The sequence below is a fragment of the Nocardia sp. NPDC050793 genome, from assembly GCF_040654065.1.
Lineage (GTDB): Bacteria > Actinomycetota > Actinomycetes > Mycobacteriales > Mycobacteriaceae > Nocardia.
In genome coordinates this window covers 902,070-915,408 of record NZ_JBFAHG010000002.1, presented here as the reverse complement: position 1 = coordinate 915,408, position 13,339 = coordinate 902,070, and the positions used below count along the sequence as shown (strand labels likewise).

General features: G+C 67.7%; 13 protein-coding genes and 1 pseudogene. 8 read left to right on the top strand and 6 right to left on the bottom strand.

Annotated elements, in window-relative coordinates; translation table 11 throughout:
* Nucleotides 1-63: 63 nt before the first annotated feature.
* Complete coding sequence (locus tag AB0H50_RS09605; protein ID WP_357448971.1) at nucleotides 64-1,527, bottom strand: MFS transporter; 1,464 nt, start codon at nucleotides 1,525-1,527, stop codon at nucleotides 64-66.
* Between the two features lie 85 nt (nucleotides 1,528-1,612).
* Here AB0H50_RS09605 and AB0H50_RS09600 point away from each other — a divergent pair, with 85 nt between their 5' ends.
* Nucleotides 1,613-2,017: a MarR family transcriptional regulator gene (locus tag AB0H50_RS09600; RefSeq protein ID WP_357448969.1), complete on the top strand. Its 405-nt coding sequence runs from the start codon at nucleotides 1,613-1,615 to the stop codon at nucleotides 2,015-2,017.
* Between the two features lie 52 nt (nucleotides 2,018-2,069).
* Here AB0H50_RS09600 and AB0H50_RS09595 read toward each other — a convergent pair whose 3' ends face one another.
* Nucleotides 2,070-2,915: a helix-turn-helix transcriptional regulator gene (locus tag AB0H50_RS09595; RefSeq protein ID WP_357448967.1), complete on the bottom strand. Its 846-nt coding sequence runs from the start codon at nucleotides 2,913-2,915 to the stop codon at nucleotides 2,070-2,072.
* Between the two features lie 256 nt (nucleotides 2,916-3,171).
* Nucleotides 3,172-3,732 (bottom strand): DUF4282 domain-containing protein, encoded by a 561-nt coding sequence (locus tag AB0H50_RS09590; protein ID WP_357448965.1) that lies wholly within the window; start codon nucleotides 3,730-3,732, stop codon nucleotides 3,172-3,174.
* A 254-nt stretch (nucleotides 3,733-3,986) separates the two neighbouring features.
* Between AB0H50_RS09590 and AB0H50_RS09585 the strand changes: the two genes are divergently transcribed.
* The 3 genes from AB0H50_RS09585 (at nucleotide 3,987) to AB0H50_RS09575 (ending at nucleotide 7,704) form a co-directional block, all read left to right on the top strand.
* Nucleotides 3,987-4,469 carry a hypothetical protein gene (locus AB0H50_RS09585; RefSeq protein ID WP_357448963.1) on the top strand — a complete coding sequence of 161 codons (483 nt, stop codon included), beginning with the start codon at nucleotides 3,987-3,989 and terminating at the stop codon, nucleotides 4,467-4,469.
* A gap of 173 nt (nucleotides 4,470-4,642) precedes the next feature.
* Nucleotides 4,643-6,832 (top strand): molybdopterin oxidoreductase family protein, encoded by a 2,190-nt coding sequence (locus AB0H50_RS09580; protein ID WP_357448961.1) that lies wholly within the window; start codon nucleotides 4,643-4,645, stop codon nucleotides 6,830-6,832.
* A 227-nt stretch (nucleotides 6,833-7,059) separates the two neighbouring features.
* Nucleotides 7,060-7,704, top strand: coding sequence for a pyridoxamine 5'-phosphate oxidase family protein (locus AB0H50_RS09575; RefSeq protein WP_357448959.1), 645 nt, complete (start codon nucleotides 7,060-7,062; stop codon nucleotides 7,702-7,704).
* A 15-nt stretch (nucleotides 7,705-7,719) separates the two neighbouring features.
* Here AB0H50_RS09575 and AB0H50_RS09570 read toward each other — a convergent pair whose 3' ends face one another.
* On the bottom strand, nucleotides 7,720-8,247 hold the full coding sequence (locus AB0H50_RS09570; protein WP_357448957.1) for a GtrA family protein: 528 nt from the start codon (nucleotides 8,245-8,247) through the stop codon (nucleotides 7,720-7,722).
* Between the two features lie 226 nt (nucleotides 8,248-8,473).
* Here AB0H50_RS09570 and AB0H50_RS09565 point away from each other — a divergent pair, with 226 nt between their 5' ends.
* Together AB0H50_RS09565 and AB0H50_RS09560 are read left to right on the top strand one after the other, a co-directional pair.
* A complete protein-coding gene (locus AB0H50_RS09565; protein WP_357449409.1) occupies nucleotides 8,474-9,961 on the top strand; it encodes an FAD-binding oxidoreductase in 1,488 nt (495 codons plus the stop codon).
* A complete protein-coding gene (locus tag AB0H50_RS09560; protein WP_357448955.1) occupies nucleotides 9,958-10,737 on the top strand; it encodes a decaprenylphospho-beta-D-erythro-pentofuranosid-2-ulose 2-reductase in 780 nt (259 codons plus the stop codon). The genes AB0H50_RS09565 and AB0H50_RS09560 overlap by 4 nt, the downstream gene beginning before the upstream one ends.
* A gap of 379 nt (nucleotides 10,738-11,116) precedes the next feature.
* On the opposite strand, the gene AB0H50_RS09555 is transcribed toward AB0H50_RS09560, so the two are convergent.
* Both AB0H50_RS09555 and AB0H50_RS09550 read right to left on the bottom strand, forming a co-directional pair.
* The gene (locus AB0H50_RS09555; protein ID WP_357448953.1) at nucleotides 11,117-11,617 is read right to left on the bottom strand and encodes a DUF4254 domain-containing protein; all 501 of its coding nucleotides are present in this window, start codon (nucleotides 11,615-11,617) and stop codon (nucleotides 11,117-11,119) included.
* Nucleotides 11,618-11,623: 6 nt separating this feature from the next.
* Entirely contained in the window at nucleotides 11,624-11,803 is a 180-nt protein-coding gene (locus AB0H50_RS09550; protein WP_357448951.1) for a hypothetical protein, read from the bottom strand.
* Between the two features lie 240 nt (nucleotides 11,804-12,043).
* Between AB0H50_RS09550 and AB0H50_RS09545 the strand changes: the two are divergent.
* Both AB0H50_RS09545 and AB0H50_RS09540 read left to right on the top strand, forming a co-directional pair.
* Nucleotides 12,044-12,262 (top strand): annotated as a pseudogene (locus AB0H50_RS09545) (helix-turn-helix transcriptional regulator); the annotation flags it as partial.
* A 204-nt stretch (nucleotides 12,263-12,466) separates the two neighbouring features.
* Entirely contained in the window at nucleotides 12,467-13,270 is an 804-nt protein-coding gene (locus tag AB0H50_RS09540) for a hypothetical protein (protein ID WP_357449454.1), read from the top strand.
* Nucleotides 13,271-13,339 lie beyond the last annotated feature (69 nt).

The window sequence follows — 13,339 nt, the reverse complement described above, 5'->3', positions numbered from 1 at the left end:
GACGCCACGTCCGACAGCGAGTGCTGCCGGACGTGGCGTCCGATTGTCGTCGGCCGCTGCGGATCAGCCGACGAGCTCGAGCTCCGGTTCGGCGGCAGCCTGCGCCCGCTTGCCGCGCTTCGGCACAAAGGCGAGCAAGGCGACAAGCGCGCCGACGATGGCGACGCCTGCGGCGAACTCCAAACCGGGACGGTACGTGTCGAGCATGTCCGCGGGCGAGTCACCGTGCCCGCCGGAGGCGATGATCGCGGTGGTCACCGCGAGCACGATGGCCGCGCCGACCTGCATGGAGGTCTGCAGCACGCCCGCGGCCAGGCCCTGCTCGTCGTCATCGATGCCGTTGGTGGCCTGGATGTTGATGGCGGGGAAGCCGATCCAGCCGATGCCGATCAGCAGGACCGCGGGCAGGATCACCGTCAGGTAGGACGGGTCGGTGTTCAGCCGCAGGAACAGCAGGTAGCCGATTCCCATCACGACCATGGTCACGGCGATGATCGGCCCGGTGCCGAAGCGTTCGACCAGCTTGTCGGAGAACACCGCGGAAAGCGAGACGAGCAGACCCACCGGCAGCAGCGCGAGCGCCAGCTTCAGCGGCGACCAGCCGAGAGTTTCCTGCATGTACAGGGTCACGATGAACTGCCAGCTGAAGTACGAACCCGCGACCGCGACGATGGCGAGGCTGGCGCGGATCAGCGAGGACTTGCGCAGGATGCCGAGGCGGACCAGCGGGTGCGCGACCCGCCGCTCGACCGCGAGGAAGGCGGCGAACAGCGCGATCACCGCGACGAACGAACCCAAGGTGCGCGCGGAGGTCCAACCCACCTCGGGAGCGGTGACCACCGTGTAGACCAGCAGCAGCATGGCGGCGGTGGAGAACACGGCGCCGAGGATGTCGTGGCCGCCCTCTTCGGCAGGCTTGTCCTTGGGCACAAGCACCCACGCGGCGGCCAGCGCGGCCAGCGCGATCGGCACCGGAAGCAGGAAGGTCCAGCGCCAGCCGACGCCGGTCATCAGGCCGCCGAACAGCAGGCCGGAGGAGTAGCCGCCCGCGCCGAACACGGTGTAGATGGACAGCGCCTTGTTGCGGGCGGGGCCCTCGGCGAAGTTGGTGGTGATGATCGACAGACCGGTCGGCGCGGTGAACGCGGCGGCCAGGCCCTTGATGAAACGGGTCAGGATCAGCAACGGGCCGGAGCTGACCAGCGCGCCCGCGAGCGAGGCGAGTGCGAAGACCGCCAGCGCGATCAGGAAGACCTTGCGGCGCCCGAGCAGGTCGGCGGTGCGGCCGCCGAGCAGCAGCAGGCCGCCGTAGCCGAGCACATAACCGCTCACCAGCCACTGGAGGGTCGAGGTGGACAGATCGAGTTCGGCCCCGATGGAGGGCAGCGCGACACCGATCATCGAGACGTCGAGACCGTCGAGGAACAACACGATGCAGAGCGTGATCAGCATGCCCCAGAGCCGGGCGGACCATCTGGTCGGATCGGTCGCCACGTCGGCGGCCGAGAGCGTTGCTGGTGAAGTCATGCGGAGGACATTACATGCGCACGCATTAAATGCCAACACATTAAATGTCGTTGCATGCATACGCCTGGAGCACTAAGATGGGGCCATGTCGAAGCCGACCACTGACACCGCTCGGCGCACCGTCGCGCCCACCGAGCTGGTTGGCGAATGGCGCGAGCTCCTCGACCGGCACGCCACCGTCAGCTGTGCGCTGGAGAAAGAGCTACAGGGCAGGCACAAGATGGGGCTCAGCGAGTTCGAGACGCTGGACCGGCTGGTCGACGCCGATTGCGGCAAGTACCGAATGAGCGATCTGGCCAACGACATCTACCTGAGCCAGAGCGCGCTGTCCCGCGCCGTGGCGCGGCTGGAGCGCGACGGACTCGTCGAGCGCAGCATGTGCTCCGACGACCGGCGAGCGATCTTCGTCTGCCTGACCGAGAAGGGCAAGCGGGTCTACAACCAGGCACTGCCGACGCACCGCGAAGTGCTCGGCCGCGCCTGGCACTAGACGGTCGGCGAAACCTCAGGTCGCGCGCGGATTTTCGGCGGAGTGTGTCCGATCAGGCGATTGCCGCGCGGGCGTCGTCGAGCACCTGACGCGCGTCGACGGCGACCGACCTGATGTCCGCGAAAGCCCTCCGGTACCGGTCGATTTCGCTGTCCTTGTCCAGGTAGACCGGTCCGGTGAAGGCTTCCACATAGACCACCGGCGGCTCGGGCTCCTCACCCATGCGGCCCTCGGGGAATTCGAGCATCACGAACCGGCCCGACTCCATCCCGGCGTGATACCCGGATTCCGGTGGCACCGTCTCGATCCGGACATTCGGCAGGTCACTCATCCGCCGCAGGTGCTCGAGCTGGTCCGCCGCCACTTCCGCGCCGCCGACGCGCCGCCACAGCACCGCCTCGCTGATCACCGCGTCCAGTCGCACCGGCGATTCGCCGCGGGTGATCAATGCCTGCCTGGCCAGCCGCAACTGGACCCTGCGCTCGATCTCGGCGGGCGAGGCGTCCGGCCGCGCCGCGCTCAGCACCGCCCTCGCATAGGCCTCTGTCTGCAAAAGCCCTGGCACCAGCTCGTTCTCGTACGTCGACAGCTGACGCGCCGCCTCCTCGAGACCGATGTAGATCTCGAAACCCTCGCCGAGCACATCGCTGTAGGCGGTCCACCAGCCCCTGGCCTTGGTCTCCTTGGCCAGCGCGGTGAGCGGGCCGACGAGATCACCGGGCGCGCCGTAGATCTTGCACATCGCCTCGACGTCGAGGCTGCGCAGGGAGGTCTGGCCGGTCTCGATCCGCCAGATCTTCGCCTCCGACCATTCCAGTTGCTGGGCGGCCATTCTGGTGGTCATCCTGGCGCGGTTGCGCAGGTCGCGGAGGTGTCGGCCGAGTTGCCGACGTGGCATGGTCGATCCGGTTGTTCCCTGCGGTAAAGCCATGCTTTCCCCCTCGCGCCAGGCGTCGATGTGACACGACGAAGACCTCCCGTGCCGCCGATACCGACGCTCCCTACCGAGCATGCGGAACCTTCCCGCACGCTCGAACAGCATTGTTTCACAGCGAAACTCACCTAGTGCAGGATCGCTGGCTCAGGCAGGCCGATGGCTTGAAAGAGACAATAAGGTTCGACCTGATCATCCCATGGCAATTCTGTCGGGTTACTTACTTGCGCGAACCCCGCCTACGGAAGCGCCAGAACTGCACCGCGCGCACGTCCTCGGAGAGCTGGTTCACCGGCTCGGCGACATCCGAAAGCGCCTGGAACAGATCGTCGGCCAGCTCGCTGATGTGCTCCACCCTTGTGGCCAGCCGCGAGGCGTTGACCAGGAATTCCAGCACCAGGCGCACGGCGGCGGCGATCGAGAGACCGAGCGGCAGCGCGACAAGGCCCGCCAGCACGCCGAGCACCGCCGAAACCTGCCACATCCACACCGTCATGCTGATCGGGACGGCGAAGGCGAAGATCAGGCCGAGCATGTAGGCCAGCGGCAGCAGCGTGGTGGTCGCGGTCCGGTGGAACTGCACGTCGATCAGGGCGCGCGCGGTCTCGGCGCTCCACTGCCGGAAGGCAAGTGGGCTGCGGAACGGCTCGGCGGGTTCCTCGTCGCGCTCGCCCGCCCTGGCGAAGCGCTTGGTGGCCGACTCTTTCCAAGCGATCCAACGAGATTCGGTCTCGTACTCCTCCGGATCGGGCACCGGAGTCCCGCTCGATTCCTCGGTCATGTGCCGAATCCTCCACGCATTTCACGTGCGGGACCAGCCCCCAGGAACGTCACAGCGGCGACACAGCGTCCCGACAGCGACGCGGCCGAAAGTTGGCCCGTGTCAGCGGCCCGAACGACCCCGACCGGACCTCTTCCGGATGAGACGTACTGCACAGTTCGGAAAACTTTGCCGAATCGCGTAACGCCGGGGCCACCGACCCTCGATACGACCCATGAAGCAGGACCCAGATCTATCGGGGAATGGAGAAAACAGTGCGCACCTCGTTTCCGACTTCCGTCTCCGCGGCCGACATGGACGCCGCGGCGCAGGACTACATCCAGCGCGGGTGGACGGTCGCCGAAACGGCCAACGGAATCTGCCTGATCACCGATGACGAGATTTCCGGCATCGAGGTCAGTGGCGAACTGGCCGGCGCGGTACGACGCTTCCTGCGCGCCAACAACCTGTCCGGTCCGGTGATCGAGTTCCCGGGCGCCGACCGTCGCGAGATCCACCTCGTCACCGGCCTGCGCAAGGCCGCCATGGCGCTGGAGGCGCTGCGCGAGGCGGGCGCCACCGTGTACTCCGACGGCGCGGGCATCCCGCTGCCGCCGAGCAAGCTCTCGGCCGGGTCGGCCTGCTGGGGCGTCGCCCCGCACGAGGCCCGCTGGGTGCCGCCGGTGGTCGCGATCAGCGCCGCCGTGCGTTCGGCCGCCACCCGGCGCCGCCCGCAGCTGACCAGCGTCGCCTGCTGACCGCTCCCCCCTCAGGCAGGGGCGGCCCGCACTACCGGCCCTGAACGACCGGCATCCGTTCGACGGATGCCGGTCTTCCTCGTTTCTCCCGCACCGCTCGCGGCTATGGGACATCCTCCAAAAATGTCGCAAATTTGCCTTCCCTCTCGCCGACCACCGGGTCAAGATGGTGTATGGCTCCGATCACAGACCTCTCCCGCAACCTGTTGCGCACCTGCCCGCTGTGCGAAGCGGTGTGCGGGCTGGAGATCACCCTCGACGGCGACGACCACGTCACCTCGATCCGCGGCGACAAGCAGGACCCCTTCAGCAAGGGCTTCATCTGCCCCAAAGGCGCCAGCCTCGGCCACCTGGACGAGGACCCGGACCGAGTCACCGAACCGCTGATCCGCGATCGGGCGACCGGCACGTGGCGCGCCGCGAGCTGGGACGAGGCATTCGACTACATCGCCGAACGTTTACCGCCGATCCTCGCCGAGCATGGGAACCAGGCGGCCGCACTCTATCTCGGCAATCCGAACGCGCACACCGTGGCGGGCGCGCTGTACCTGCCAGTGCTGATCCGCGCGCTCGGCACCAAGAATCTGTTCTCCGCGAGCACCGCCGATCAGATGCCCAAGCAGGTGGCCAGCGGGCTGATGTTCGGCGACCCGCTCACCGTGCCGGTGCCGGATCTGGACCGCACCGACTACCTGCTGATGCTCGGAGCCAATCCGCTGGAGTCCAACGGATCGCTGTGCACCGCGCCGGATTTCCCCGGCCGGTTGAAGGCGCTGCGCCGGCGCGGCGGCCGGTTCGTCGTGGTGGACCCGCGGCTGACGCGTACCGCGAAGCTGGCCGACGAGCACCTGTTCGTCCGGCCGGGCACCGACGCCTACCTGCTGTTCGGCATCGTGCACACGCTCTTCGCCGAGGGACTCACCGACGTGCGGGTCGAGGTGGCAGGACTGGACGAGTTGCGCGCGGCCGCCGCCGATTTCACGCCTGAGATCGTCGCGGCCCGCACGGGAGTGGCCGCTGAGACGGTCGTCCGCATCGCTCGCGAGCTGGCCGCAGCCCCGACCGCGGCCGTGTACGCCAGGATCGGCACTTGCACCGCCGAATTCGGCACCCTGACCCAGTGGCTCGTCGACGTGCTCAACGTGCTGACCGGCAACCTGGACTCGCCGGGCGGCGCCATGTTCGCCACCGCCGCCGCGGGCGGCGTCCCGCGCACCAAACCGTTCCGCACCGGCCGCTGGACCAGCCGGGTGCGCGGGCTGCCCGAGTCGATGGGTGAGCTGCCGGTGGCCACGCTCGCCGACGAGATCCGCACGCCCGGCCAGGGCCAGGTGCGCGCGCTGGTGACGGTCGCGGGCAACCCGGTGCTCTCCGCACCGAGCGGAGCGCGGCTGGACCAGGCGTTCGCCGGGCTGGAGTTCATGGTGAGCGTGGACCGCTACGTCAACGAGACGACGCGGCACGCCGATGTCATCCTGCCGCCGCCGCGCCCGCTGCAGTCCCCGCACTACGACTTCGCGCTGCTCCAGTTCGCGGTGCGCAACTACACCCGCTATTCGCGTCCGCTGGTGCCGCTCGGCGACCGCCCGTCGGAGGCCGGCGTGCTGGCCCGGCTCGGCGCGGCGCTCACCGGCAGGCCGCACAATGGCACCGGGGACCAGGACCCGCTGACCATGGTGGACGAACTGGTCATCGCGGGCATGCTGCACAAGGCGGGCATTCCGGAGCGTCGGCCGGAACTGCACGGGGAGACCAGCACCGAGCAGCGCATCGACCTGATGCTGCGGCTCGGGCCGTACGGCGAGTGGAACGGCGGCACCCTGAATCTGCGAGCGCTGCTGGACAACCCGCACGGCATCGATCTCGGCCCGCTGCGGCCCCGGCTGCCGGAGGCGCTGCGCACCGCGTCGAAACGGGTGGAGCTCGCGCCGGAACCGCTGCTCGCGGACGTGGCGAGGCTGCGCGCCAAACTGGCCGAGGACGCGCCCGATTTCGTGTTGATCGGGCGGCGGCATCTGCGGTCCAACAACAGCTGGATGCACAATGTCGCGACCCTGGTGAGCGGCACCAACCGGTGCACGTTGCAGATCCACCCCGACGACGTGAACCGGCTAGGCCTCGGCGACCAGGCCGTGGTCAAGTCCGCGGCGGGGGCGTTGACCGTGCCGCTCGAACCGACCGAGGCGATCATGCCCGGCGTGGTGAGCCTGCCGCACGGATGGGGCCACGACGGTAGCTCGCAGTCGGTGGCCAAGGCCAACGCCGGGGTGAATGCCAATGTGCTGACCGATGATTCGGTGGTCGACGTGCCCTCGGGGAACGCGGTGTTCAACGGCGTGCCGGTGACGCTGACGCCCGCGTGAGATCGCCGCACGACAGCGGCGCCGACCGGCCGGAAAGAATTCCGGTCGGTCGGAATTCGGCAAACTTACGGAAACCCTTGCGCTAACGCCGCATTCGGTGCATCCTCAGTGGCGGTTTCGTAGATCTGCCATGCCCGAACCCATTAAAATGGACAGGATTTCGGTGAAGTCGCGGTTCAGTGTCGAGTCGCGCGGTACCCCGGATTCCGGCGACCAGAGGGGGCGCGATGCCCGGTACACGTTGTGGCAGTGATGGCGAGCGCGAACTACAGGAAAGGTACGGCACGGAGGGGAGGGCGGACCGCTTCTACGCAGATCAGATGCTGGATCGGCTCAACGAGACGATGATCGAGTTCATCGGCAGGATGGACATGGCGTTCGTCGCCACCGCCGACAAACACGGTGAATGCGACAACAGCTTCCGCGCCGGTCCACCCGGATTTCTGCATGTGATCGACGAGCGGACGGTCGCCTATCCCGAATACCGCGGCAACGGCGTGATGGCCAGTCTCGGCAACATTCTGGAGAACCCGCACGTAGGCATCCTGCTAATCGATTTCGTGCGCGACCTCATCGGCCTGCACATCAACGGATCGGCACGCATCGTGGAGGACGCGACGCTGCGGCGCAGCGTTCCCGAGCTTCCCGAGAACATCAAGGGGAGGGCCGCCGAGCTATGGGTCGTGGTCGACATCGAGGAGGCGTACATCCACTGCCGCAAACACATTCCGCACCTCGTCCCCGCGGAGCGGGAGCGGGAGTGGGGCACGGACAATGTGCGGGCGAAGGGCGGCGACTACTTCGGCGTGAAGGCGCAGTCCCGCGCCGAGCTCGCCGACGTGCCAGGCTCGGCCCCCGCGCTGGCCAGATGAGCGGCGCGCGGCGCCTCAGCGAATCTTGAAGATCACCAGGCGCTGCACGACGAAGTTGATGACCGTCGCGGTGCCCTGCGCGACGACGAACGCCAGCGGCACCCGCCACCACTGCTCGCCGATCGCGTAGTACAGCACCTGGTTGATGCCGACCTGCACGGCGAAGGTCGTCGCGTACAGCGCGACCACGGCGGCGAAGCGGGCGCGGCTCGGCGGCGCCTGGAAGGTCCACCTCCGGTTGATCAGGTAGGCGGTGGTGGTGCCCGCGATGAAACCGATGGACTTGGCGACCGAGACGGGCAGGCCGAGCACGTTCAGCAGCAGGACGTACAGCCCGAAGTCCACGATCGCCGACAGGCCGCCGGTCAGGGTGAACCGGATGATCTGCGTCTTCAGGTCGACATCGGTGCTGTCGTCGACTCGGCGCTCCCGGGGCCCTACGTGGTTACGCACGCTGCCTCCTTCGGGCCCGTCGCTCGCGCCGGCAGGCTCGTCGACCAGCGGCAATTCGGCCGGGAGCGGCAGGTGGGGTTCGGCTTGCACGCGCACGAGCGTAACGGGCACGGCCGGACGGCGTCCGCCCTCGGCCTGCGTATGGACCGAGCGAACGCGAAGGTACGCCGCACGGGCGGCGACCAGACCCGTCGGCCCTGAGCTTCGCGTACGGCTGAAGCAGGCCGGGTGAGCGGGAGCGGATACCCGGAGCGACCGATCCATACTGATGAGTACGGAGACAACAACCCCTTCTGCCGTCATGCATGTAGCCTCTATGCCGATGTCCACGAAAGCTTCGCCCGCCACCGCGACGAACGGTGACAGCGGGACCGCAGGTAGCACCGACCACGGCGCTGCGAGCGCCAACGGCTTCGCGTTGCCGACCCAGACCCGGGCACTGACCGGGTGGGGTCGCACCGCGCCGACCTCCGCGGAAGTGCTCTCGACCAGCGATCCGGAAGTGATCGCCAAGGCCGTGGCCATGGTCGCCGAGGACAACGACGGCAAGCCGGCCCACCTACGCCGCGGCGTGATCGCCCGCGGCCTCGGTCGCTCCTATGGCGACAACGCCCAGAACGCGGGCGGCCTCGTCGTCGACATGACCGCGCTGAACAAGATCCACCGCATCGACCGCGACACCCGCCTGGTCGACGTGGACGCGGGCGTGAACCTGGACCAGCTGATGAAGGCCGCGCTGCCGTTCGGTCTGTGGGTTCCGGTGCTGCCCGGCACGCGACAGGTCACCATCGGCGGCGCGATCGGCTCCGATATCCACGGCAAGAACCATCACAGCGCGGGCAGCTTCGGCAACCACGTGCGTTCGATGGAGCTGCTCACCGCCGACGGCACCGTGCAGCACATCACACCGAAGAAGAACGCCAAGCTGTTCTGGGCCACCATCGGCGGCTGCGGCCTGACCGGCATCATCCTGCGCGCCACCATCGAGATGACGCCGACGGAGACCGCGTACTTCATCGCCGACGGTGACGTGACGCCGACGCTGGACGACACCATCGCCTTCCACAGCGACGGGTCCGAGGATCGCTACGAGTACAGCTCCGCGTGGTTCGACGCGATCAGCCCCGAACCCAAGCTGGGCCGGGCCGCGATCTCGCGTGGCAACCTGGCCAAGCTGGATCAGTTGCCGAAGAAGTTGCAGAAGGATCCGCTGCGGTTCAACGGCAAGACGTTCTTCACGCTGCCGGACGTGTTCCCGAACGGGCTGGCCAACAAGTACACCTTCACCCCGATCGGCGAGCTCTGGTACCGCAAGTCGGGCACCTACCGCGGCAAGGTGCAGAACCTGACGCAGTTCTATCACCCGCTCGACATGCTGGGCGAGTGGAACCGCGGCTACGGCTCCAACGGCTTCCTGCAGTACCAGTTCGTGGTGCCGCCGGAGTCGGTGGACGAGTTCAAGCGGATCATCATCGACATCCAGCGGTCCGGGTTCTACTCGTTCCTCAATGTTTTCAAGCTCTTCGGCCCGGGTAATCAAGCGCCGCTGAGCTTCCCTATGCCGGGCTGGAACATCTGCGTCGACTTCCCGATCTCGGCGGGTCTCAACGAGTTCGTCACCGATCTGGACCGCCGGGTGCTCGAATTCGGCGGGCGGCTCTACACCGGAAAGGACTCGCGCACCACGGCGGAGACCTTCCACAAGATGTACCCGCGGATCGACGAGTGGATCAAGGTCCGCCGGAGTGTCGATCCCACAGGCGTTTTCATGTCCGATATGGCGAGAAGGCTGGAGCTTCAGTGATCAATGCCGTAGGCAACCCGCAGACCATCCTGCTGCTGGGCGGTACCTCGGAGATCGGGCTGGCGATCTGCGCCGAGTACCTGAAGAAGGGGCCGGCGCGGATCATCCTCGCGACCCTGCCCAACGATCCGCTGCGCGAGGGCGCGGTGGCTCAGGTGGAGGCCGCGGGCGCGACCAAGGTGGAGGTCGTCGACTTCGACGCGCTCGACACCGACTCGCACCCGAAGGTGATCGACGCGGCCTGGTCCGGCGGTGACGTGGACGTCGCCATCGTGGCGTTCGGCGTGCTCGGCGACGCCGAACAGCTGTGGCAGGACCAGCGCAAGGCCGTGCAGGTCGCCGGAATCAACTACACCGCCGCGGTTTCCGTCGGCGTGCTGGTCGGCGAGAAGATGAAGGCGCAGGGCTACGGGCGCATCATCGCCATGTCCTCGGTGGCGGGCGAGCGGGTGCGCCGCTCCAACTTCGTCTACGGCTCGACCAAGGCCGGCCTGGACGGTTTCTACCTCGGCCTCGGCGAGGCGCTGCGCCCCTTCGGCCCGCGCGTCCTCGTCATCCGCCCCGGCCAGGTGCGCACCACGACCACCCTGGACCACTGGAAGGCCACCGGCGCCAAGGAAGCCCCGTTCACCGTCGACAAGGAAGAAGTGGCCGCACTCGCGGTCGCCGCCTCCGAAAAGGGCAAGGAGCTCATCTGGGCCCCCGGCCCCGTCCGCTTCCTCATGTCCATCATCCGCCACATCCCCCGCCCCATCTTCCGCAAACTCCCTCTCTGAGTTTCGGATCGCGCCCGATCTTCGCGGCGCGCTGAGCGTGTGCCGTCGAGCCGCGTTCGTCACCGCCCCGAGGCGCGGTACGGGCGCGGCTCGACGCTTGTCGGGCCGCGGTGACCTCCGCTCGATACCGTCGTCGCGGTCCCGCGCCCGCCGAGCGGGCTGTGCCGCGCAGTGGGTGGTCGGAGGACCGAAGCGGATATGCGGTGCGCGCCGGGTTCACGATCGGGTGTGATGCGGTAGCCCTGGCGGGCGAGGCGGTCTTGGATCTGCCGCACGTTCGGTCTCGGCGGTTCGTCCTCGGCGCGGAGGCCGACGGCGAGTATGGCAGCGATCACCACGACCATGGCGACCAGAACGAGTGGGTCGTGTTGCAGCAGAGTCATTTCGGGGTCTCCGGGATGAAGTCGCGAAGAAGTGACCGACGCGGAATCGTGCGCTGGCCGTCGACGGCTTCGGTCACGAGATCGGCCCAGCGGGTGGCCAGGTAGCCGACGTGCGACCACGCCCGGTGCAGTTCGTCGGCGGTGTGTTCGGCGACCAGGACGAGTTCGGCGGCGACGTGCGCGGCGGCCATGTCGTCGACCGCTTGGCCGTAGCCGGTCGTCCGCGACCAGGGCTGGCGCGGTTGGATGTGCACGACCACCCAGTTGTCGATCAGGGTGCGCAGTTCGCCGCGACGGGTGTCGACCCGGCTTTGCCTGGCAGGATCGATGATTCGCATCCGATGCAGATGCGCGAATGCGTGCGCCCAACGCAGCACGAGGTGCTCACCGGGCTGATGTCCGGCGACGCCGCGAAACGCGGCCGAAAGCTCACGCCATCCAGGAAGCGTCGGCCGCGAACCGTAACCGGCCGTCGCCCGAACGATGTTCTCCGGCACGGCCGTTCAGTCCAAGACCGTCGAGACGCGAGCGAGCGCTGCCAGATACTGGCGGCAGCGCGGGCCGTGTTCGGCGTGCTGCGACAGCACCAGAGCGGCGTGCTCGCAGTCCATGACGACCGGCGGACTTGCACAGTCCCGCTGTTCGGCTTCCCACTGCTGCATGCGATCCATCAGCGACGACATCCGTGCCTCTCCCCTGCGATGGTTGGAGCACACCGGCACCGGTCCGGCCGCGCCGGGCCATGAGCCCTACACGACGGCCGGTTCGCGTATCCGAGACGAGATAGAGGAATCGCCTGCGGTCCAGCGCCGGTGTGCGAGGACCAGGTTCAGGTGTTGCGCAACCGAAACTGTCCCGCTGCGGGACAACAGTCGATCGCTCTAGCATTGGGATAGACCGTGCCGCAGAGGGAGAGCACGAACATGAGCGAAACCGCAGATCAGGACCAAGACCGCTACGTCGGTCGGCAGGTGAGAATCATCCGGCGGCGACGCGGGATGTCCCAGCAGGTGCTAGCCGACCTCGCCGGCTTGTCCCGTGGGGCAATCGCGAAGTACGAGAACGGAGAACGCCCGGTCGACTCTCGCCGCATCCTCCTCGCGCTGGCGCAAGCCTTGGGCATCTCGCTCGGCGATCTCACCGGCCATGAACAGGAACGGCGCGACCCTTCCGCGGCGGGATTCCACGCGGCGGTACCGGAGATCGAGACTGTGCTCTGGACACAGGGCAACGTCACCGACACCCGTCCAGCCCGATCGCTCGACGACTTGGCGGACCTCGCAGTCGAAGCCACCCGACTACGCGCGGATTGCCAGTACGCCAAGCTCGGCCCGATGCTCGCGCCAATGCTGACCGACGGCTATCGGCATGTGCGCGATATGCCAGACGATGAGCGGGCATGGGACGTTTTCGGAGTCATCGCCTACGGCGTGGCATCCGCGCTCAAAGCTCGCGGGTATCCCGCGCTGGCCTGGACAGCGGCGCAGGAAGCGCAGCGAGCCGCTGAGCACATAGGCAACCCGGCGGCCCTGGCGAGTGTGGCGTTCTACCGGAGCCAGATCCTGTTGTCTCGACCAGGTGCACTCCCGGCGGCGCTGAGGGATGCGCAAGGCACCGCCGAACGACTGTCGGCTGAAGTACGCACAGTCGGCGAAGTCGAGACGGCTGGAATGCTGCATCTACAGGCGTCGCTAGTGACCGCCGCGCTCGGTGGCGATCCGGAACCGCATCTGACGGAAGCGGTCGAGCAAGCGGGCAGGCTCATGAGCGCCGAGCCGGGCACCTCGATCGTCCGTAATCTGACGTTCCGCCCGGCGAACGTGACCCTGTGGCGCATGTCCGCAGCCATGGAACGGCGCGAACCGGGCGAAGTGCTGAAGCTCGCACCGCTGCTCTCTCCCGGCGATCTGCCCGCCGAAGGCCGCCGAGCGCAGTACTTCGTCGAGATCGGCCGCGCACACGCGATGCAGCGCAGCTACCGCGAATCCCTGCATGCGCTCCTTCGCGCCGAACACGTCGCGCCCCAACATGTTCGGAACATGACGCATGTGCGCGAACTCGTCGGCCACATGATGCGCAAGGCGCGACGTGACCTGACGACAGGTGACCTCGGCCGATTCGCTCAACGCGTCGGCGCTACACCCCTCTGATCCCCGGCCAGCGTGAATCGGTCGGCACGGAGACGACGCCGCGATGACGCACCCGGACGTCGAACCTGC